A 23,105-nucleotide genomic window follows, 5' to 3' on the forward strand; every position below is an offset into this window, starting at 1 on the left:
CCATTCATCATATTTTTATCATTTTTCCCTGTTTTAAACAGAAAAAAACTCCCTCTCTTTTATGAGGGAGTGATATCAAATTTAGTAGCAGCAATCGGTGACAATTCGTAAGAAGTAATTTTTTTTACTTTTGCACGTTTCAGCTGATGCATATGTGCAATCACATAATGAATCGCTGTTGATGGCCCTTGTAAAATCGCTTCAACATCGCCATTTTCTAAATTATATACTGTACCAGTGAGTGGTAACCGCTTCGCAAGCGTTGCAAGCTCCAGACGAAAGCCTACCTTTTGAACGCGTCCACTAAAGCGAATTTTTTGCGTACAATGCTCCTCTTCAAAATATGTCGGTAATTGTGCTCTATTGGCATGCCAGACAATATAATCATCTCGCCATTTGCTTAAACGTCCCACTTACTTCACCCTCTCTAAACAAAATGCTTCAATATGATAGGCACGAAAATATGCATGACGAATCTGCAAGCCCACCTCATCGCATAATTTAAGTAACTCCACTGTTGAAATAGGCATTAATGTATCGCCAAATGATGCGCGAAAGGCCTGCCATTGGTGCTCTTTCACCCCATTACGAATCATCGCCTTCCCCCAAGCTGTTAGCGTTTGTTGGAATGCTGCATCCTCTAAATCGCCATTGATACTTGATAAATAAACTGTCCCACCTACTTTAACATGCATAGCAATTTCATGAAGTAATGCTTTTTTTAATGCGATTGTCGGTAAAAAATGGAGGACAAGATGACATGTCACCAGATCAGCTGGCTCAAGCTTCGCCGCTGTTAGCTCCGCTTCAATATACGCAACATCCCCACTCAATTCCTCGGCAACTAGTCGCTGTTCAGCTAGCGCAAGCATTGTACTCGACGGATCAATTGCTTTGAAATGCGCAGCTGGTAATAAAGGCAATAACGTACTTAACTCTTGCCCTCCTCCCGCACCAACAATCGTAATATGCTCTGGCTGCTCTATTGATGCATCAATTAAGTCCTTCATTAGTTCAAAAATTAAATCGTAGCCGATAATTCGCCGGCGAATCGTATCATTGTAATCCATGGCTTTTGGATGCTCCCACTGAAATGGATTTGTCATCATGCATACCTCCTTTTCTTATGTTGTTCGGCATCTTATAAAGAAACTCCTTTACTGTCACGAAAAAAAGTGTCATTTTGCAACTATTTTGCTTTAAAAGCATATATTTTATTTGTAAATATGGCGATATCCTCAGACTTTCTTAAACATTTTTTTGCTATTTCACATGAAATAATTGCGACAAAATAACCTTTTCCGTATAATTTTCTTATAGCCCAATTATTGTGACTGTATTCACTGCCACGCTTTCCATAAAAGCGACATGTGAGCTGTTCACTATTTTTTAAAAATTCAAATTATTTGGAGGTGAATCCCTCATTGCTGAGGGAACTGATTGGACATAACCGGAATAGCCAATATTATTTTATTAATCGTTTTACTTGCTGCTACAGCATTCTTCGTAGCGTCGGAGTTTGCTGTTGTAAAAATTCGAACATCGAGACTAGATCAACTCATTGCAGATGGCAATAAACAGGCCATCGTGGCAAAAAAAGTTGTAACAGACCTCGACTATTACTTATCCGCCTGTCAACTAGGGATTACGGTCACATCAATCGGACTAGGTGCTTTTACAAAGCCTTACGTGCAGGAATTGATGAAGCCTCTTTTAAAATGGGTCCATGTGCCAGACGTTTTAATTTATGTAATTTCGTATATTTTAGCATTAGCGATTGTCAGTTACTTGCACGTCGTAATTGGTGAAATGGCACCAAAAACATTAGCAATTCAATTTGCTGAAAAACTTTCATTAAAACTTTCTGGACCACTTTATTGGTTCGGTAAAATTATGAAACCATTTATTAAAGCCTTAAATGGCGCATCTCGCTTGATTTTACGTATGTTTGGGGTTCAACCTGCTGGTCATGAGCAAGCTTATTCAGAAGAAGAGCTTAAAATTATTATGGCACAAAGCTTCCAGGGCGGCCAAATTGATCAGACAGAACTTCAATACTTGGAGAACGTATTTTCATTTGATGAACGCGTCGCAAGCGATATTATGGTACCGCGTACAGATTTAATCACAATCGATAAAGAAATGGGCTACGCTGAGATTATCCAAATTTTAGATGAACATAATTATACGCGCTATCCAATCACGAAAGATGGCGATAAAGACCTGATTATTGGGGTTGTAAATGCCAAGAAAATGCTAAATCATATCGTCACAAATCGTGAAGAAGCGCTTGAACAATATGTACGTGATGTTCCTTTTATTGTTGAAACTACCCCGCTACAAGATGCCTTATTAAAAATGCAAAAGCAAAAAGTGCATATGACCATTGTCATTGACGAATATGGTGGTACAGCTGGTATTTTAACAATGGAGGATATTTTAGAAGAACTTGTCGGCGAAATTCGCGATGAGTTTGATGATGATGAAGTCGATGATATCCGTCCATTAGGTACACAAGATTATTTAATTAATGGTCGTGTACTACTGGTCGAACTAGAAGAACGTTTTGGCCTAGAGTTTGACGATAGCGAAGATATTGATACAATTGGCGGTTGGCTTCAGCACAAAAACGTTGATGTCCTGCACGTTGGAGATCAGTTCAAACAAGGAAACCATATTTGGACAGTTTCTGAAATGGACAATTATCAAATTCGTGAAGTCACATTCCACCAATATAAATTAGAACAAACAGACGAACAATCTTAATCATCTCGGAGGTGAAAAGGCTAGTTTGACTAGCCGACTAATTGGACAGTTCAATTATCATTAGCTTAATACTGATTGTCGTATTTATCATCTTAACCGCATTTTTCGTAGGCGCAGAGTTTGCGATTTTAAAAGTGCGAATTTCACGACTCGATCAGTTAATTTCAGAAGGCAATAAAAAAGCCATTACTGCAAAAAAAGTAGCGCAGGATTTAGATTATTATTTATCTGCGTGTCAACTCGGTATTACGTTAACAGCGTTAATTTTAGGGGCGCTTGGTGAACCAGCCGTTGAAAAAAATGCTTCACCCGCTATTTGTACACTTTGAAGTTCCTGCTGCGCTTGCAACAACACTGTCATATGTTATCGCATTAAGTGTTGTTACATTCCTCCACGTTGTATTCGGTGAACTAGCACCGAAAACACTCGCAATTCAATATGCAGAGCGCATGACCTTGTTACTTGCTCCACCATTGTATTGGTTTGGTAAAGTTTCGAGTCCATTTATCAAAGTATTAAATGGTTCATCTCGCTTACTATTAAAATCATTTGGTGTGAAGCCTGCAGGTCATGATACGGTTTATTCAGAGGAAGAATTAAAATTAATCGTCACACAAAGTTATGAAGGTGGCGAAATCAATCAAACAGAGCTTGCCTATTTAGAAAATATTTTCGCATTTGATGGGCGACAACTACAAGAGATTATGATTCCGCGTGCAAATATTGTCACGCTTGAAAAGCATCAATCACTTGAAGAAATGGTGAAAGTAATTGAGGAATATGACTATACACGCTACCCGATAACGGACCGTGATAGCAAACAAAGTACTTTTATCGGCTTTATCAATACAAAAGAAATGATGACGGACATTGCTGCGGGACGCACAAGTCCAATCGATAACTTTATTCATAAAATTCCTCGTTTTAAAAATACGACGTCGATTAAAGATGTTTTTGTTAAAATGCAAAAGACACGTACACATATGGCACTCGTATCGGACGAACAAAATAAAACAGTTGGCCTTGTGACAATGGAGGACATTTTAAGTGAAATCGTTGGAGATATGCACGATGATGAGGACGGTACAATCCCTATTGCGTAATGTCATAAATTCGCTGTTTTAGATATTTTTTTGAGGTAAAACAACCATTTTACGTATTAAAAATCAAAAATATGTTATGATTCTTTTTGGTTAGCGATAACAACTGTATATAAAAAGGCGAGGGATTTATTCCCTCGCCTTTTTTATATACTCCATTCCATAATAATCAACATATTCCCATGAAAATACGCCCCCTTTACTTCTCTAATTTCATTTTTAGTATCCTTTCTTTTTTTATACATTTTTCCATACTATTGACTCGAAATGAATAGGTATTCAGAACAAAATTATGTATATTAGCTTATTAATTCCAACCAAGTAAATTGGATTATTTTTAGTAAAATGTAAAAATACACTAGACAAACCCTTAATAAATATTTAGTATTTATTTTCAAGAATATCATTTTCTTAATATTCTAATAATTTTCGAGGAGTTGTTTAAATGACGTACAAACAGTTCGTAAAAACCGGTGTTGCTGCTTCCCTTCTTATGCTTCTAGGAACGGGGACAATTGCACAAGCACAAACAACAAAAACGATTGATGCATCTGAGCACAAGGCTTTTTCAAAAATGGAAGTTACGAGTAAAGCCGATGCTAAAGCGCTACTGCAGCAGTTACCAGGTAACAACAAAGCAAGTGAAAATTATGAGCAATATCAAGTAGTCGATGTAGAAAAAGATGAATTAAACTACAAGCATTATACGCTAAAACCGAAAGTGGACTCGGTATATGCAGACAATCAAGTAGTCAAAGTGCATGTGGATGACAATGAAAAAGTAATACTTGTTAACGGCGACATTAATGCACCTAAAGTCTCATTTAATAACAGCAAAAAAATTTCTCAATCCAAAGCAGTTAACAAGGCTTTTAAAGCAATTGGCCAAACAAAAAAATCCGTTAAAAATTTAGAAGGACATGAAATTATCAATAAAGCAGAGTTAGGTATTAATGCAGACAAAAATAAATTAGTTTATAATGTTGAACTTATTTATTTACAACCAACACCTTCACGTTGGCAAATTCAAGTCGATGCACAAACAGGCAAGGTGCTCGCTAAGAAAAATATTTTACACGAAGCAACAGGTACTGGAATCGGAACAAAAGGTGACACTAAAACAATTAATATTTCAGCAATTAGTGGTGGCTATAGTTTAACAGATACAACACATACCGGAAAAATTATCACATATGATGCAAAAACAACACAAACTCGTGGAAATGTGGTAACAAGCACGTCAACATTATTTAACACGACAACACAACGTGCAGCAGTGGACGCGCACTATTATGCAGATGTAGTATATGATTATTACTTAAATACACATAATCGTGATAGTTATAATGGCAAAGGTGCTGCAGTAGAATCTGTAGTTCATTTTGATAAAAATTATAATAATGCTGCGTGGACGGGTCAGTATATGATTTACGGTGATGGTGATGGTGTCACATTCTCTGAACTTTCTGGTGCAAAAGATGTTATCGCACATGAATTAACACACGCGGTAACCGAAACATCGTCAAATCTTGTTTATGAAAATCAGCCTGGCGCTTTAAATGAATCGTTCTCTGATGTATTTGGTTATTTTGTAGATCCAGATGACTGGTTAATGGGCGAGGATATCTACACACCTAAAATTGCAGGAGATGCGCTTCGTAGCTTATCAGACCCAGCGAAATATGATCAACCAGCGCATATGAATAACTATCAAAACTTACCGAATACAAAAGCTGGCGACTGGGGTGGCGTTCATATCAATAGTGGGATTCCAAACAAAGCAGCCTACAATACCATTCAAAAAATCGGTAAAGCAAAAGCCGAAAAAATTTACTACCGCGCGCTTACACAATACTTAACGACAAACTCTCAATTTGTAGATGCGAAAAAAGCACTTGTCCAATCAGCTACTGATTTATACGGTGCAACCGAAGCAGCTGCAGTGACAGAAGCTTGGAATGCAGTTGGTGTTACAAACTAATATTCGCCATAAAGAACTTCTCGCAGAAAAAAGCAAGAAGTTCTTTTTTATGTGCTCAAAACCATCGTTTACGTCGATATTCTAAAGGGAATTAAAAACCATACGACTTTTTGAGGGGGGATTTTATGCTAGAGAAGATTCAAATTGTAGTAGATGGCGAGCACTATACTGTACCGATTGGTAAAACAATTGTCGATACATTGAATGATTTAGCACTTGAACACCCACAAGTTTGTTACACACCTCCACTTAGTACACCGCAAACTTGTGATACGTGTATTGCAGAGGTAAATGGACAGCTTGTACGAACTTGCTCTACACCTGTGGAGGCAAATATGGTAATTGAACGCACATCAGAAAAAGCTGAAGAAGCACGTGTAGAAGCGATGAATCGTCTACTCCGTAATCATGAGCTATATTGTACAGTTTGTGAAAATAATAATGGCAATTGTAAACTACACAATACGGTTGAAATGATGGGCATTGAGGAACAAAAATATCCGTTCGAGCCAAAAATTGATGGACGGGTTGTCGATAATTCTCACCCATTTTACCGTTATGACCCCAATCAATGCATTGCTTGTGGACAATGTGTAGAAGCCTGTCAAACCGTGCAAGTAAACGAAACATTGTCGATTAATTGGGAACGTAGCCGACCACTTGTTATTTGGGATGAAGGTGTGAAAATTAATGATTCATCTTGTGTTGGTTGTGGACAATGTGTCACTGTGTGCCCTTGCAATGCGTTACAAGAGAAGTCAATGCTTGATGAAGCAGGTTACTTAACAAGCATTGAACGTCCGTTACTAAATAAAATGATTGATGTCATAAAAGATGTCGAGCCACCTTATAGCTTAATTTTTGCACTTTCTGATATTGAATCCAATATGCGTAAAAATCAAATTAAGCGTACTAAAACAGTGTGTACATTTTGCGGGGTTGGTTGCTCATTTGAAGTATGGACGAAGGACCGTAAAATTTTAAAAATCGAGCCAAAGCACGGACCAGTGAATCAAATTTCGACTTGCGTCAAAGGCAAATTCGGCTATGACTTCGTTAATGATCAAGGACGCTTAAAAACCCCACTTATTCGAAAAGGCGACCACTTTGTTGAAGCGAGCTGGGAAGAAGCAATTGCTTTTGCAGCAGAAGGGCTACGTCGTACAAAAGAGCAATTTGGTAGCGATGCAATCGGGGTTATTTCATCTTCGAAGATTACAAATGAAGAAAATTATGTGATTCAAAAGTTCACACGTCAAATTCTCGAAACAAATAATGTTGACAACTGCTCACGATATTGTCAAACACCTGCAACGGAGGGGTTGTTTCGAACAGTAGGTATGGGCGGCGATTCGGGAACAATCGATGATATTGCATCCGCAGGACTTGTCATCATTATTGGTGCGAATTCAGCCGAAGCGCACCCCGTTCTTGCTTCTCGCGTAAAACGAGCACATAAATTCTTTGGTCAAAAACTCATTGTAGCTGATTTACGAAAAAATGAAATGGCCGAGCGTGCAGATGTCTATTTACATCCAAAACAAGGCACAGACCAAGCGTGGCTGATGGGCGTCACAAAATATATCATCGACCAAGGATGGCATGATGAAGCCTTTATTACAGAAAATGTAAATGATTTTGAAGCCTACTACGAAAGCCTGACACCTTATACACTCGAGTATGTAGAAGAAGTAACGGGCATTTCTAAAGCTCAATTAATCGAAACTGCACGCATGATTCATGAAGCGGATGGCACATGTATTTTATGGGGAATGGGTATTACACAAAATGTCGGCGGCAGTATGTCGAGCGCAGCGATTTCTAACTTATTACTTGTGACAGGAAATTATCGTCGCCATGGTGCTGGTGCCTACCCACTCCGCGGACACAATAATGTACAGGGCGCATCTGATATGGGCACATTACCAAATCAACTCCCTGGTTATCAAAAAGTAGCGGATGACGAGGCACGTAAAAAATTTGAAGCGGCCTATGGTGTTGAGATTTCACCAGAGCCAGGCCTCAATCATATTGAAATGGTGGAAGGGATTGAAAAAGGAACGATTCAAGCCTTATATGTTGTCGGGGAAGAAATGGCACTTGTCGATGCCAATTTAAATCAAGCACATGAGTTACTAAGTAAATTACCATTTTTAATTGTGCAAGACATTACCTTCTCTAAAACAGCTAGCTATGCAGATGTCATTTTACCAGGGGTCCCTTCCCTCGAAAAAGAAGGAACCTTCACAAATACAGAACGCCGTGTGCAACGCTTATATCAAGCACTTCCTGAAATGGGCAATGCAAAATATGACTGGCGGATTACACAACAGCTTGCCAATGCACTTGGTGGGGATTGGTACTATACTCATCCAAGCCAAATTTTTGCGGAAATGGCTTCGCTTACGCCATTATTTGCGCAGGCCAATTATGATGTACTCGCAAATTGGGGTAGCTTCTTCTGGGGTAGTAATGACGGTGCAAGTACACCACTTCTTTATACAGACGGCTTTAATTTCCCAGATAAAAAAGCACGCCTGGCCATTCACGAATGGATTGAACCTGTGAAATATGACGCACAGTATGATTTACATTTAAATAATGGTCGCTTACTCGAACAATTTCATGAAGGGAATATGACGCGAAAATCAAATGGTCTTAATACACGTCTTCCGGTGACATTTGTTGAAGTATCACCAGAATTAGCAAAAGAACGCCATATCGAAAGCGGCACGATGATAAGACTCGTTTCACCATTTGGTAGCGTAAAAGTACCCGCGCTAGTGACAACACGCGTACAACAAAATGAAATTTTCTTACCAATGCATACACGTAATAACGAGCATGCGGTTAATATGTTAACAGGTGCTGGGTTTGATAAATTTACGAACACACCTGCCTTTAAACAGACGAAAGTTCGTATGGAAGTATTACAAGAAAAACATGAAAATCCATTACCAAAAAATAATCAACGTAATCGTAAACGTCATCCACAACTGGGTGTTGAAGTCGAACGAAAATGGCGACGTAGTGATTATGAGTCCCTAACAGACCTTGGAGGTGATCATTAATGGCAAAACCAATTCAAAAAATCGAATTAAAACAACCTACGCCACAACAAATTGAAGATGCACAAATAGCCAATCTACTACATGAGCTCGCACATAATGAAGAAGCACTCAAAAAAGTATTATCCATTGTGCAACAACTCGAAAAAATGGGTGGCCTCGATGCTGTTGATAGTTTACTAAAAGCACGCACTGAAGTAACCCATGTTGTCGTAGACCAAGTACAAAAGCAACCTGCACAAAATTTAATTTTACTTGTACAGGCATTAGCAGGAATTGGCGCCTCCATTGACGGTGAACGAACGAAGGCCTTCTTATCAGATATAAAACAACAGCAACAAGAAGCTCCTGCTTTCAAGAAAAGTCATCCCCTTTTACGCGTCTTAAAGCTGATGAAGGACCCTGATACATGGCGGGCTGTAACCTTTTTACTCGTCATTTTAAAAAGTCTCGGTAGCGTTTTAAAGAAACCGAGATAGCCCTCACACAAAAAGAAAAGAAGGAATCGCACTTTGACTGTGCGATTCCTTCTTTTTATTGTGCGTGTTGAGGTAGGCTTCTATCCTAGCCTCTTTTTAGATTAGTTCTTAATGTGCTCTACGTGAGCGACGGATTAACCACCATGCGAACAATACAATAGCCATTCCGGCTGCTACAGTTGTTGCATAGCCTACACCTGTTTGTGGTAATAGACTCTTCGTTCCTGCAGTCGTTGTTGGAGTAGCTGATGCTTGTGGCGGATTTGTATACGTTGTTGTCGCCTTCACAGTTGGTGCTGACGCGTTATTTGGCGTATTCGTTCCCGTCGATGTGCTTGGTGTTGTTGGTGTCACTGGCGTTGTTGGTTTCGTTGGTTTTCCTGGTGTACCTGGGTTTGATGGTTCTTCTGGTTCCTCAGTTGGTGCTTCGTATGCTTTCCAGTTAATAAATGAAATCAACACTGGGTATGTGACATCTTCCGTAATCGTGAAGGTCATTGGTGTTTTATTCAATTTATAACCTTTTAATGTTTTTGTTTCAACAAATGCATACGTACCAGGTTTTAAATTACTAACCGTAATACGACCGTTGCTATCTGTTACTAGATTTTGCTGTAGCATCGTACCATCACTACGTTTTAGATTAAATACAACACCCGCAAGTGTTTTACCTGTTTTACCATCAACTTTCGTTAACATAACAGTACCTGTGACCATTTTATTCGTTTTCGTCACATAATTTAGTTGGTTTGACCCTTTAGCAACCGTTACTTTTGTTGGTGTTGCATCCAGTTTATAGCCTGCTGGTGCTTTTGTTTCGATAAAGTAATAATCGCCCGGCTCTAAATCATTGACAACAATTTGACCTGCTGCATTCGTAACAAGATCCGCTTTTACAACATTGCCGCCACTATCTTGTAGCTTGAATGTTGCACCTGCTAATACAGCATTTGAATCTTCATCTACTTTTGTTAGAACAACACTACCGCGTTCTAAGTCATTTGTTTTTGTTACCTGCACTGCAGCTGTTTGGTCTGCTGTAATCGTAAATGCAACTGGTGCCACATCCAGTTTATAGCCTGCCGGTGCCTTTGTTTCGATAAAGCTATAAGCACCTGGCGCTAATTGATCCACCATAATTTGACCTGTTGCATTTGTTGTTAAGCCTTCTTTTACCGTTTTACCTGTCGCATCTACTACTTTGAATGTCGCACCCATTAATACATGGCCTGATTTTTTATCTGTTTTCGTCAGTACGACACTACCCGTATCTAGTTTGTTTGTTTTTGATACATAAACCGTATCCCCTGTTTTCACAGTGAAGGTTACAGGATCTGTATTCAGTTTATATCCTGCTGGTGCGACTGTCTCAATGAAGCTGTAAGTGCCTGCATTAAGATCCTTCACGATAATTTGTCCTGTCGCGTCGGTTGTCAGACCCGACTGTACCACTACATTTTGTGCATTTCGTAATTCAAAGACTGCTCCTTGTAACCCTTCTTTCGTGTCTACATCTGTTTTTGTCAACACAACATTACCTTTTAAGATTGGTGGTACGACAACCGTTTTTGTGTTTGCAAATTCTCGTTGGAATGATAGTTGGTCTTTTGTTAATGTGAAATTCACAATTTCACTATTTAAATTGTAACCTGCTGGTTGTACAGTTTCTTTGAAGTAGTAGCTTCCGAGTGGTAACTCACTTGCTTTCACTAAACCTGTAGCATCAGAAGTGTATGTGCCGTATAATGCACCGTCTTTATACAATTCAAATGTGGCATTCGCAAGTGGTTCCTTCGTATCGCTATCTACTTTCATTAAAGTTGCTGAGCCAAGTACTGGTGGTGTTACTTCTTTTTCGTTGAGTACTTCACGCTCAAATGTCCTATCTTTTTCACTTAATGTGAAATGAATTGGTTTGTCATTTAGCACATAGCCTGCCGGTGCCGTTACTTCTTTAAAGTAGTAGTCACCAAATGCTAAGTCACTTACTTTAATAACACCGTCTGTTGTTGTTGTCATCGGGTCGCCGTATGGCTCGCCATCTTTATAAAGTTGGAAGACCGCTCCAGCTAACGTTTGTTTATTTTGGCCTACCTTAACTAATGTCGCGCTACCTGTTTCAACTGGCAACAATTTATTTACCGCATAAACTTTAGAATGGCCACCATGCTTTGTGACTTCAACTGAGTACATTTTTGTTAAATCAGCTTCGTAGCCAGCTGGTGCCTTTATTTCAACAAAGTAGTAGTTACCTACTTCAAGATTATCAACAATCGCATAGCCGTCTGCTCCAGATGTTACTTCCTTCACAAAGGTTTTATCGCTTGTGAATAAATGGAATACGGCGCCTGCAAGTGGCTTGCCATCTTCATCCACTTTCTTAATTGAAGCTTTTCCTTTATGCGGCTCCGGTTTCTCTCTTTCATTTTTAACTGTTTTTGTAAACTCTTTATGCTCTTTTGAAATCGTAAACTTAATTGGTGTTGAATCTAGCTTATAGCCCTCTGGTGCTTTCGTTTCAACAAAATAGTAATCACCATAAGCTAATTTCGCTACGCCTGCGACACCATTATTGTCTGTGACAATTGGTTCGCCTACTTTTTCATCACCTTTATACAATTGGAACGTCGCGCCTTGTAGTACCTTGCCTTTTTCATCTACTTTTCGAATGGATGCCGAACCATTGTCCTCTTCTACTGTCGATTTGTTATTTTTAACGACAATTTTTTTCGAATGATGGTCGCCACCTTTTGCTTTATCTTCCCCTACTGTAAATGGATAGCTTTGCTCATTTTTGTCATACCCTGCTGGTGGGACAAGCTCTTTAAAGTAATAGCTACCCGCTTCAAGTCCTGTAGCCGTAGCCGTACCGTCCGCACCCGTTGTTACTTTTGTAACTGGCTCGTCGCTACCTGCTTTGTACACCCCAAACACCGCTCCTTCTAATACAAGCTTATGATCTGCACTATCAATTTTTAATAGCGTTGCATCATATAAGGTTGGTGTTGAGATTGGCATATTCGTCATCGTAAATCTTGGGTAATATTTTTCTTCGTCTGTTGAACCTTTTTCATTCGGAAGACTAAATTCAATTTTTTCTGTGTTCTTTTCATAGCCAGGTAGTGGTCCCGTTTCTTCAATATAATAGTTACCCATTGGAAGGTCACCACGATTTATTTGACCCCATTCATTTGTCACGACTGGAATGATGTCTCCCGTATCCTTATTGACGATATTAAATTTAACACCCGCTAGTGTATTTCCTGTGACCGCATCTTTTTTCGTCAAACCAACTGCGCCCACTTTCTGTGTTGTTTTTTCATTTTCCATCGTCACCACACCAGGAGTCACTTCTGCGCCTGCTACAACTTTTTGGAAACTTGTATTTGGTTCATAGCCATCTAATGCTTTTGTTTCCTGGAAGTAATATGTTTCTCCAAGTGTCAGACCCGTTACTGTAATGAACCCATTTTGTGTTGTATACACCGTATCCGATACTAGCTTATAGTCTGCATCATATAATTTAAATTGAACACCTGTTAATAGCTTGTCCGTTCCTTTTTCAGTCTTTTGTAGTTTAACAACACCTAAACCATTTTTCTCTACCTCATTTTTAACGGTTACACTATTTACATTATGATGCTTACCTTTTTTCGTATCCTTTACGGTTACGGTGAACTTCGTATCTATTTTTTTGTAGCCTGTTGGTGCTTTTGTTTCTTGGAAGTAATATGTTCCTGGCTTCAGGTCGGTCACTTCAATATAACCATCTGCACCTGTTGTTTTTTCTGCGACTTTTTCTCCTGCTTCATTGAATAAAGCAAATGTTGCGCCTTCTAACGCTTTACCTGTATCGTTATCAATCTTCTTCAACGTTACGCTGCCTTTTTCATCTGTCGTTTTCTTTTTATTAAAGAAGACAAGTGATACGGCGCATTTATCTTTTCCTTTTACCTTATGCTTATCTGAATCAATCGTTACTGTTTGGGTGCCTGTAATTTTTTCATATCCAGCTGGTGCCGCAACCTCTTCTACAGTATAAGTTGCATCAACTGGTAAATTTTTAATGACAAGAACGCCTTGCTCATTTGTAATTCCTGAGCCAACTACTTCACCCGTTGCTTTATTTGTCACTTTAAATTCTGCCCCTGCTAATAAAGCATTTGAATCTTTGTCTTTCTTCACAATTGTTAATTCGCCAGTTTTTGCAGGTTTTTCTTTTTCGTTATAGAAGACAACATCTTTATTCGAGCCCTTGTCTCCGCTATACGTTGATGCATATGCGCCGCCAATTGTTACAGATTGGCTAGTCGTTAATGCTTTATAGCCTGCTGGCGCTTTTGTTTCTACAACTGTATACGTTCCCGCTGCAAGACCAGCAAATTGAACAACACCATTTGAAGCTGTTACTTTTGTTCCAATAACTTGATCACCTAGCTTCAGCGTGAATTCTGCCCCTGCTAGTGGTGTCTTCTTATCAGTTGCATCTTTTTTGTAAATCGTAATACGATGCTTACCCTCTGGTGGCGTCACTATTTTTTTGTTATAAAAAACAAGTGATGTTGTAACTTCATGGCTGCCTCCATTTGTCTTCATTTGCGCGCCAAATGTCACCTTCTGCTCACCAGTTGCCGGCTGATAACCTACTGGTGGGTTTGTTTCTTCTACCGTATAAGAGCCTGTTGTATCAAGCCCGCTAAATGTTACGGCCCCATTCGCATCTGTTGTTTTGCTTAGAATTTTATGACCATTTTGCTTTAATGCAAATGTTGCACCTTCTAATAGCTTGCCTGTGTCACTATCTTTTTTATAAATTGTTACTGAACCTTTTTTCGTTGGTATTGGCGTCTTAGGACTATTAAAGAACTGTACGTATTTTTCTGTACCGGCTGTAATTACTTTTGCACCCTCACTAACTGTATAGCCCTGTGGCGGGTGTGTTTCTTCTACTGTATATTTTTTACCAACAACTAAACCTGTTACAGTAGCTATTCCGTTCGCATTTGTTGTCACAGATTTAGCCGTACCACTACCATCTTGTTCTTTCACGCTAAATTTAGCACCTGCTAATGGTTTTTGTGTATCTGATGCTTTTTTAGCAATTGTTAATGTTGTAAATTGCTCAACTGGCTTTTCTTTTTCATTATAGAAAGCAAGTGTATTATGACTTTGATGCACCGTATGAACCTTTGATGTATTCAAAGCCTTATAACCTATTGGTGCTTTAATTTCTGTAATGGTATACGTTTTGCCAACAATTAAACTATTTACATTTACAAAACCAGAATTATTCGTTGTTACTGTCACATTTGAACTACCATCTTGAGCCTTTACAGTAAAGACAGCTCCGGCTAATTTTGCCCCTGTATCTTTGTCATATTTCGTAATGGCTAAATTTGACTTTGTTGTCTGAGGCTTCGTTCCTTGATTATCTTTACCTTTATCTCCTTTATTATCCTCTTTTTCTGGTGTTGGTGCTCTTGGTTGCTCAGGATTACCCTTTTGACTATTGTCTTTCGTTGACGAATCATTCGATGCAGGTGGTGTTTGTGCTGCAGGTTGCTGTGTAGCATCATCTGATGAACTGGTTGTTCCCTTTGAATCGGGTGTTTGTGTTGTAGGTTGCTCTTTTGTTTGACCCTTGTCTTCTGAAACTTTTGGTTGCTCGCTAGAATCTTGATTTGTAACCTTAGACTGTCCACTGTCTGTTGTCGTACCTTCTGTTACAGCAATTGAATTCATCGTTGGAGACACAAATACAAACGTCGCTGCAAGCGCAATCAAAAATCTTTCTACTAGCGGTTTCCTCATCAGCCTTTCTCCTTTCTATTATTAAATTCATCAAAAAACATAAAAATAAGCTTTCTACCACGAAAAAAGGTTTATTTAATTTCATTTAATACAAAAAAGCTTTTCTCGTATAGTCATATTTTCCTCTTATTTTTATAACGAAACGTAAAAAATAAAATTTGAGTTCAAAAACTTAGTTAAATTAGCTCAATTATGTAATAAGTCAGAAAATTCTAAAAATAATAGAATGAAAAAAGAAACCCATAACTTGTTCGTACATTAGGAATTAAGGTAATAAAAAAAGCCTCGTATAAAACGAGACTTTTCACTCAAACTCTAGACCTTTGGTTGAATAATTGATGCAGCTTGCTCTAATGTAACCATAGTTGTCGCCATAGATAATGCCGCTTCAATAATTGGGAATGCTAAAACAGCACCGGATCCTTCACCTAAGCGCATATTCATATGTAACATTGGTTCAATATCGAGACGCGCTGCTGCAATTTTAGCCCCCGGTTCTTCAGAGGCATGTGATGCTAACACATAGTCTTGTACATGTGGATTTAGTTCCGCTGCGATTAATGCAGCTACGGTTGAAATATAGCCATCCACGACAAGTGGTACTCGATTTGCCGCTGCAGCTAGGGTAACTCCTGCCATTGCACTAATTTCAAGACCGCCTACTTTGGCCAACACATCAATAATATCGTCACGATTAGGTTGATTTAGTGCAATTGCTTTGCGAATAACTTCCGCTTTATAAGCGATACCACCTTCTCCAACACCTGCACCAAAACCTGTTACTTCAAGCGGGTCACAATCCTCTAACACGGATAAAATTGCTGCACTTGGTGTCGTGTTACCAATACCCATTTCCCCAGTTGCTAACAAGTTTACCCCATTCTTAATTTGCTGTGTTGCTACTTCAATTCCAACTTCTATCGAACGAATGGCTTCATCTCGACTCATCGCAGGGCCCTTCGCCATATTATCTGTACCATATTTAACTTTTTTCAAGATCACACCTGAATCTGCTGGTAAATCTTCTAGCACACCAACATCTACCGCCACAACTTCTGCCCCTACCGATTTTGCAAGAGCACATACCCCTGTTGTCCCTTTAGGAAAGCCTAATGTTTGAAAAACCGTTACAGATTGCGGATTGGTTGTAACACCCTCATCGCATACTCCATGATCTCCTGCACAGACAATAACCGCTTTTTTATGAATTGTTGGGAATTCTCCATCGTGGATTGCCGCTAGTTTTGCCGCAATACGCTCTAGCTTTCCTAAACTTTTTGGTGGTTTTGCAAGCGAATCGATATAGTTCTCCGCTTTATCGTAATTCGCCTTTGTTGTTGCGGTAATTTGTTCAATTGTTTGTTGTAATAATGACATCTGTTCTTCCTCCTCGTTGTCTACACAAAACAAAAAGCCTGTAGTTTATTTGCATTACAAATAAACTACAGACTTTTCCATCGTCTATACGTACGTATACAGCGTTAGGCAGGTCTCCTGGCTTCAGGTCAAGATAGTCGTAAGCCTTCCCGAAAAAATCAGTGGCATCCTTTACGACCATTCGCTGTTACAGTGGCGGGACCGCTAAAGTTTTGCACTTTATTCCCTATTCTCTCTATTACTAGAGCACCTAATGCTTTATGTAGTTACCTTCACTCTATCGTATTTTGAATAATCAGTCAACATCCTTTTTCACATCTGACCACATACGACTCACAATTTTATCAGTTGGTCGATTACGTCCACTAAACGGCCCTTCTTTCGTCATAGATGCCTCTAAATCAACTAAAAATGCCAGCACTAGCCCATCTTCTGTAAACGTCAATTCTGTTAAATCATTTCCGGTAGCACCATCACGTTTCGTTAATATTTCTGCATTTACTCAAATTGCTCCAGCAAACACATAAATACACGTTGCATAATCTTCATATGCTGGAAACGCATAGCTTTCACCAGCCTTACCATGAAGGTCATAAATATGGACATTTTGGCGAATCAATAATGGTGCATCGCTAGGAGCTGCAATTAAACGAAAGCCTTGTTGTGGCTCATATTGTGCAAAATGAACTTCTGGTGGCAAATCAACTTCACGCGGACGCACAAAAATTTGTAGCATTTCCGCGTCCATATGTGGCGTACCTTCTTGATGGAAGAAGCTTTCTCCCGCACTCATTAACATATAGCGATTTTCACGAATTGTTTCATATGAGCCATGCGAATCTTCATGGACAAATTCACCCTTTACAAGATAGCTAACAATCTCATCATTTTTATGCTCATGCATTTTAATTAATGTTCCTTTTCGAATAATGGCATGATCAAAAGATTGTAATGGGCCAAAAGCATAATCTTCTTGCTCTTTATCCCCCTCAGCAATCCCTGGCCACTGTGAACGAAACTCAATACGTTGCCCTACTTTATCATATGATTCACTACTTCTAAAAATTTTCATCTAATTCCTCCTATAATGCATAAAAATCTTTTTTCTGTAATTCTATACCCTTCGCTAAATGACCAAAACCGCTTATAATAGAAGGAACGAAGGCGATTGCGTGGTGATTTATATGAAATTTCAAACAAAAATGATTCTTTACTTCAGTACAATCATTTTCCTTATTTGTGGCATTTTCCTTGTCTTACTTGAACATCATATCGAAGAAACGACAAATAAACAAATTGCGAAGCAAGCACTCCAAGCAGCTCATCTCGTAGCAGATACGGATGATATTATTGACGCATTTGATGATAAAGATCCGAGTAAAGCCATCCAACCGATAGCGGAAAGCATTCGGAAAAATATCGGTGCTGCTTATGTCGTTGTAGGGAATATGGACGGCATTCGTTATTCTCATACGGAGCCAGATAAAATTGGCTTTCATATGGTTGGCGGTGATAACACTCCTGTGCTTGAAAAAGGTGAATCAATTATTACAGAACGCGTAGGCTCCTTAGGAAAATCAATTCGCGGAAAGGTCCCTGTCAAAAAAGATGGGGAAATTATTGGTATTGTTTCTGTTGGCTTTATGACCTCAACCGTCCAAGAAAATATTGATAGCGTATTCTTTCATTGGCTACGTATTTCGATTTTAGTCGGCTTGATTGGGGTACTCTGTGCCATATTATTATCTATTTATATGAAGAAACAGCTTTTCGATATGGAGCCTAAGCAGATTGCAAGGCTTTATCAGCTCAATCAAACCATTTTAGAAACGACGAGCGACGGCATCATTACTACAAACAAAAATCATACTATTACTTCTGCAAACCCAAGTGCTTATCATTTTTTTAATAAAGAAAAGGTTCTAATGGAACGGGACATTAGTGATATCATTCCTCTACGCTTAACCGAAAAATCTGAATTTCAAGCAGTAGAAATGGCACTTGGAGAGGAAACCGTTATTTTATCGAAGAAACCACTGTATGTAAAAAAAGACCGTGAAGGTGCGCTTTATACGTTGCGGAAAAAAGATGAATATGAGCAAGTTATTAATGAACTACAACACGTCAAACAGCAAGCCAAAATGCAGCGTGCACAAACACATGAATTCTCAAATAAAATGCATTTATTGCTTGGTCTTTTAAAGCGTCATCAAGTCAAAGAAGCCGTTGAATTCATAGAACAAGACCAAATAAACAAGCATCAACAATATTCATTTACTAATCAACAGCCCTACACGATTTTAAATGCTTTACTTGTCGGTAAAATGATTGAAGCGCAGGAAAAAAATATTATCTTACAGATTGAGCTGGATGATACGCTCATGCCTTGTACCGATGAACAACTTAATGCCGTCACAATGGCGCTTGGAAATTTAATACAGAATGCGATTGAAGCGGTACTAAAATCAAAGAATTCATTAAAAGAAGTACGTGTGAGCATCCAACAATATGAGCATGAATTATTAATGGAAGTGCAAGATAGTGGTGATGGCGTCGATGATAAGCTCGCCACGAAAATTTTTGAACGTGGCTTTTCAACGAATGACGGCTATGATCGTGGTCATGGTTTAGCATTATCAAAACAAGCAATGCAGGCAGTAGATGGCGATATTTTCTTAGATGCTGGTGATTTATCAGGTGCCTGCTTCTTATTAGTATTGAGGAGGAATTCATAATGAATATTTGGATTGTAGAAGATGATTTTCGTATTGCGAATATCCACCAAGAGTATATTGAGCAATTAGAACGCTGTAAAGTAACTGGCAGCTTTCGTAATGGACAGGAAGTAAAAGAAGCACTCGCTTCAAAACAGGTTCCACATATGCTATTTCTTGACCTCTATATCCCAGATGTTGAGGGCTACGAACTTGTGATGCATATTCGTCAAAGACACCCAAAAGTCGCCATTGTAATGGTCACAGCAGCGGCTGAAGCGACACATGTTCATGCACTAAAAGCGCTCGGAGTTTATGATTATATTGTCAAACCTTTTAATGAGGAGCGGTTACAAGCGCCGATTCAACAATTACAAAAAGAACAAAAAATGTTTGCTACAAACGAATATTTCAAACAAAAACAATTAGATTTGCTCTTTTTACATACAGTTGTTGAAGAACAAGCAACTACTGCAACAAAGGGCATCGACACACATACCCTTGATACGATAAAAGAACTTTTTATCGCGAAACAGCTTGATAAGGTGACTGCCAATGAACTGAGCGAAAAAATGGGTATTAGTCGCTCAACTGCGCGCCGGTATTTAGAGCATTTAGTTGCTGAAAAAGTGCTCGAAACTGCCCTTCTCTATGGAACGGTCGGGCGCCCTGAGCGAAAATATATGTTACGCACGTAATTTTTTTAAAATCGCATAAAAAAAACATACATTTTTTACGATGTACGTTTTTTTAGGGCAGAAATTAATGTTTCTGCTCTTTTTCTTTTTCAATTTCGCTCATGATTGTTTCGCCTTCAATATCAACATTTGGTAATATTTTATCTAACCATTTCGGCATATACCAAGCCGCTTTGCCCATTAGAAGCATCAATGCGGGGACAATCATCATGCGCCCGATAAAGGCATCAAATAACACACCAAAAGTTAATGCTAGACCAATGATTTTTGTCATCGGATCATCTGCCATCATAAAGATGCCAACCCTAAGAAAATAATGGGTGAAGCAATTGGTACTACAAGCACACAGCTCAGAATGACGACACTTTGGATGACAAAATAAAAAATCCGTAGATGCGCTATAAGGCTATCAGAATACCAATGCAAAATAGCGTAAATTGCAAATAATATCGTGCAACTAATCATTTGCAAAATGGTCACTTGTACGAGTTGTTGCATTAATAACACACCAATTAAAAGAATGCCAATTGCTGCGGTTAGGGACATACGCACCTTCTCAATATCGTAGTGCAATCGATTTAAATAGCTAAAAATTTGCATATATCCCCCTATTAACATTTATTCATTAGCAGTATATCATATCATGTAGTTGCCATAAGGGAGCTATTAATTAAAAAACACTTCTAAGAAAATTCTTTAGAAGTGTTTACGTTCTATTACCAGCTTGCTTTTTTTATCCCTGGAATTTGACCTTTGTAAGCAAGCTCTCTGAATTGAATGCGTGATAGGTTAAATTTGCGCATATTACCACGTGGGCGCCCCGTTAATTCACAACGTCTTGTAAGTCTTACTGGCGATGCATCACGCGGTAATTTTTGTAATGCCTCGTAATTATGCTCTTCTTTTAATTGTTGACGCAGTGCTGCATATTTTTCAACTGTAGCTCGACGTTTTTCATTGCGTATGATTTTTGATTTTTTTGCCATTATATAGCCTCCAATTGTTGTTTTAATTGCTCAATTTCTAAATCTTCTCCGATAAAAACGAGTGTTGTTGGGAACTTGACTTCCTGTGGAAAATATAGGGGAACACCAAATGAATACTGAAATAAAGTTGTTTTTTCCGGATACTCATCTACTGACACAAAGCCCTTTATACGAAATACAGTAGCGGGTAACGCTCTTACAAATGCATCAAGGGCCCGCTTTGAGATAACTTTTTTAAATGTATAAACAAAGTGATGCACATGTAAATGATGCTCCATATGCGCCTCCGTTGCACGTCCATTTGCATGTGTAAAATAGTGTGTATCAAGAGGCATACGACCATGTGTGGTCATGCGCCACTGTGCATTTGGCTGAATCATTTTAATATCTTGTACGATTGTTTCAAATTGTTGTTGCGTAATTAAATCCGCTTTGTTAATTAATACTTGGTCTGCATATTTAATTTGTTCATCCATTAATTTTTGAAGCGGTTTACGATAAAAATGTTTTTTACTCCAGCGTTCACTATCTACTACTGTAATGACTTTTTGAATTGTCATATGCTCAGCAATTACGGGGGATAAACAAGCATCAATAACTTCAAGTGGATGTGCGATTCCAGAACTTTCGATATAAATCACATCAGGTTTTTGCTGTTGATATAGCGTTAAAATTGCGCGCTCTAATTCATCCCGTCCTGTGCAGCAAATACAGCCATCCGTAATCTCTGAAAGATGTGTATCCGGAGGCAATAGCTTACCATCAATCGATACCTCACCTACCTCATTCATGACGACCGCAACATGCTGTTGATCTTCTTGTGCTAATAGATGCTTTAATAACGTTGTCTTTCCGCTTCCTAAAAAACCGCTCAGTAGCACAATGCGTGTTTTATTCATGTGCAACATGCCAATCAAATGGATTTTCAAATGTGGACCAATCCGCATCCATTTCCTTCGCCGTTAGTAAGCATGCATCTAGTTGTTTCGTAATGGCTTCTTGCTCTAAATCCATACCAATGAATACTAATTGCGTCTTTCTATCTCCAAACTCCGGGTCCCATTCTGCTAACACTTCAGGCTCCTGCGCCATTAATTGTTGCTGCTCAGCTTTCGGTAGAGATGCTACCCAATACGTTAATGGTGACAATGTTGCAGACGAGCCTGCCTGTGAAAATAATAGCGCCATATTAGGATGCCCAGCGCTCCAAATAAAGCCCTTTGAACGGACAATCGATAGTGGTAAATGATCTGCCCATTTTTTAAAGCGCGCCGGATGGAATGGTAAAGTACGTGTATACACAAACGAACCAATGCCGTATTCCTCTGTTTCCGGTGTATGATGGGTATTATTTAGCTCTTGTAACCATCCTGCCGCTGCTGAGGCTTTTTCAAAGTCAAATCGACCAGTATGTAAAATAGCACTCGGATCAATTTCGCCATATGTAATACGAATGACTTTGGCTTCTGGTTGTAAAGATTTTAATACACGCTCTAATTGCGCTAATTGCTGTGGCGTAACTAAATCACATTTATTAATGACGAGCACATCACAAAATTCAATTTGATCGATTAATAAATCGGCCACATCACGGTCATCCTCATTCCCAGCCGCTTGTTGACGTGCAAGTAAGCTCTCTCCCGATTGAAAGTCTGTCCAAAAACGATTGGCATCGACAACGGTTACCATCGTATCAAGCACACAACTTTTCGTTAAATCGATATTTAATTGTTCATCACTGTATGAAAATGTTTGTGCAACTGGAATTGGTTCGCTAATACCCGTCGATTCGATAACAATATAATCGATATTTCCTTTATCTACGAGACGCTGTACTTCCAGTAATAAATCTTCACGCAGTGTGCAGCAAATACAGCCATTTGATAATTCTACGAATGTTTCATCGGTACGCGAAATCCCACTTCCTTGTGCGACTAATGCTGCATCAATGTTAATTTCGCTCATATCATTCACGATAACTGCGACACGTAAGCCTTGTTCATTTTGTAAAATATAGTTTAACATCGTTGTTTTTCCCGCACCTAAATACCCACTCAGTACCGTCACCGGAATTTTTGTCATGTTGTCGCCACTCCTTAATCGTAATTATTACGATTTATTTTT

The 23,105-nt window shown here is 38.9% G+C and carries 16 protein-coding genes, 2 pseudogenes and 1 riboswitch; of the genes and pseudogenes, 7 read left to right on the top strand and 11 right to left on the bottom strand.

All coding sequences use genetic code 11. The annotated features are described in order from the left end of the window. Positions 1-59: 59 nt before the first annotated feature. Together KTHG_RS13015 and KTHG_RS13020 are read right to left on the bottom strand one after the other, a co-directional pair. Positions 60-413, bottom strand: coding sequence for an acylphosphatase (locus KTHG_RS13015; RefSeq protein WP_139994100.1), 354 nt, complete (start codon positions 411-413; stop codon positions 60-62). Then, positions 414-1,106 (bottom strand): class I SAM-dependent methyltransferase, encoded by a 693-nt coding sequence (locus KTHG_RS13020; RefSeq protein WP_222424346.1) that lies wholly within the window; start codon positions 1,104-1,106, stop codon positions 414-416. A gap of 334 nt (positions 1,107-1,440) precedes the next feature. Between KTHG_RS13020 and KTHG_RS13025 the strand changes: the two genes are divergently transcribed. The 5 genes and pseudogenes from KTHG_RS13025 (at position 1,441) to KTHG_RS13045 (ending at position 9,395) form a co-directional block, all read left to right on the top strand. After that, the gene (locus KTHG_RS13025; protein ID WP_139994104.1) at positions 1,441-2,766 is read left to right on the top strand and encodes a hemolysin family protein; all 1,326 of its coding nucleotides are present in this window, start codon (positions 1,441-1,443) and stop codon (positions 2,764-2,766) included. Between the two features lie 41 nt (positions 2,767-2,807). Then, a pseudogene (locus tag KTHG_RS13030) lies at positions 2,808-3,870 on the top strand (hemolysin family protein). A gap of 442 nt (positions 3,871-4,312) precedes the next feature. Further along, on the top strand, positions 4,313-5,848 hold the full coding sequence (locus KTHG_RS13035; RefSeq protein WP_139994106.1) for a M4 family metallopeptidase: 1,536 nt from the start codon (positions 4,313-4,315) through the stop codon (positions 5,846-5,848). 125 nt (positions 5,849-5,973) lie between these two features. Next, positions 5,974-8,919, top strand: coding sequence for a formate dehydrogenase subunit alpha (fdhF, locus tag KTHG_RS13040; RefSeq protein ID WP_139994108.1), 2,946 nt, complete (start codon positions 5,974-5,976; stop codon positions 8,917-8,919). Further along, positions 8,919-9,395 (top strand): helical membrane plugin domain-containing protein, encoded by a 477-nt coding sequence (locus KTHG_RS13045; protein ID WP_139994110.1) that lies wholly within the window; start codon positions 8,919-8,921, stop codon positions 9,393-9,395. The genes fdhF and KTHG_RS13045 overlap by 1 nt, the downstream gene beginning before the upstream one ends. Positions 9,396-9,503: 108 nt before the next feature. Here the strand turns inward: KTHG_RS13045 and KTHG_RS13050 are convergent, their stop codons facing one another. The 4 genes from KTHG_RS13050 to KTHG_RS13060 all read right to left on the bottom strand — a co-directional run bounded on the left by KTHG_RS13050 (position 9,504) and on the right by KTHG_RS13060 (position 17,655). Then, positions 9,504-15,206: a SpaA isopeptide-forming pilin-related protein gene (locus KTHG_RS13050; protein WP_139994112.1), complete on the bottom strand. Its 5,703-nt coding sequence runs from the start codon at positions 15,204-15,206 to the stop codon at positions 9,504-9,506. A 315-nt stretch (positions 15,207-15,521) separates the two neighbouring features. Then, positions 15,522-16,583, bottom strand: coding sequence for a nicotinate-nucleotide--dimethylbenzimidazole phosphoribosyltransferase (gene cobT, locus KTHG_RS13055; RefSeq protein WP_139994114.1), 1,062 nt, complete (start codon positions 16,581-16,583; stop codon positions 15,522-15,524). A 90-nt stretch (positions 16,584-16,673) separates the two neighbouring features. After that, a riboswitch (cobalamin riboswitch) is annotated at positions 16,674-16,852 on the bottom strand. 26 nt (positions 16,853-16,878) lie between these two features. Next, positions 16,879-17,028, bottom strand: a complete 150-nt coding sequence (locus KTHG_RS21300) for a hypothetical protein (protein WP_186439603.1) — start codon at positions 17,026-17,028, stop codon at positions 16,879-16,881. Between the two features lie 57 nt (positions 17,029-17,085). Next, positions 17,086-17,655, bottom strand: a complete 570-nt coding sequence (locus KTHG_RS13060; protein ID WP_139994116.1) for a pirin family protein — start codon at positions 17,653-17,655, stop codon at positions 17,086-17,088. Positions 17,656-17,767: 112 nt separating this feature from the next. On the opposite strand from KTHG_RS13060, the gene KTHG_RS13065 reads away from it, so the two are divergent. Together KTHG_RS13065 and KTHG_RS13070 are read left to right on the top strand one after the other, a co-directional pair. Then, entirely contained in the window at positions 17,768-19,318 is a 1,551-nt protein-coding gene (locus KTHG_RS13065; protein WP_186439604.1) for an ATP-binding protein, read from the top strand. Continuing rightward, complete coding sequence (locus KTHG_RS13070; protein ID WP_139994120.1) at positions 19,318-19,995, top strand: response regulator; 678 nt, start codon at positions 19,318-19,320, stop codon at positions 19,993-19,995. The genes KTHG_RS13065 and KTHG_RS13070 overlap by 1 nt, the downstream gene beginning before the upstream one ends. 64 nt (positions 19,996-20,059) lie before the next feature. Here KTHG_RS13070 and KTHG_RS13075 read toward each other — a convergent pair. The 5 genes and pseudogenes from KTHG_RS13075 to KTHG_RS13090 form a co-directional block, all read right to left on the bottom strand. After that, a pseudogene (locus KTHG_RS13075) lies at positions 20,060-20,290 on the bottom strand (MMPL family transporter); the annotation flags it as partial. Next, a complete protein-coding gene (locus KTHG_RS21305) occupies positions 20,284-20,595 on the bottom strand; it encodes a hypothetical protein (RefSeq protein ID WP_186439605.1) in 312 nt (103 codons plus the stop codon). The pseudogene KTHG_RS13075 and the gene KTHG_RS21305, both read right to left, overlap by 7 nt. Positions 20,596-20,711: 116 nt before the next feature. Further along, positions 20,712-20,981 (bottom strand): 30S ribosomal protein S14, encoded by a 270-nt coding sequence (gene rpsN, locus KTHG_RS13080; protein WP_139994122.1) that lies wholly within the window; start codon positions 20,979-20,981, stop codon positions 20,712-20,714. Further along, entirely contained in the window at positions 20,981-21,880 is a 900-nt protein-coding gene (locus KTHG_RS13085; RefSeq protein ID WP_186439606.1) for a CobW family GTP-binding protein, read from the bottom strand. Before KTHG_RS13085 ends, rpsN begins: the two co-directional genes overlap by 1 nt. Further along, positions 21,873-23,063, bottom strand: coding sequence for a GTP-binding protein (locus tag KTHG_RS13090; protein ID WP_139994126.1), 1,191 nt, complete (start codon positions 23,061-23,063; stop codon positions 21,873-21,875). The genes KTHG_RS13085 and KTHG_RS13090 overlap by 8 nt, the downstream gene beginning before the upstream one ends. Positions 23,064-23,105 lie beyond the last annotated feature (42 nt).

Origin of the sequence: Kurthia sp. Dielmo (genome assembly GCF_000307285.2) — a bacterium.
In the GTDB taxonomy this organism is placed as follows: Bacteria; Bacillota; Bacilli; order Bacillales_A; family Planococcaceae; genus Kurthia; species Kurthia populi.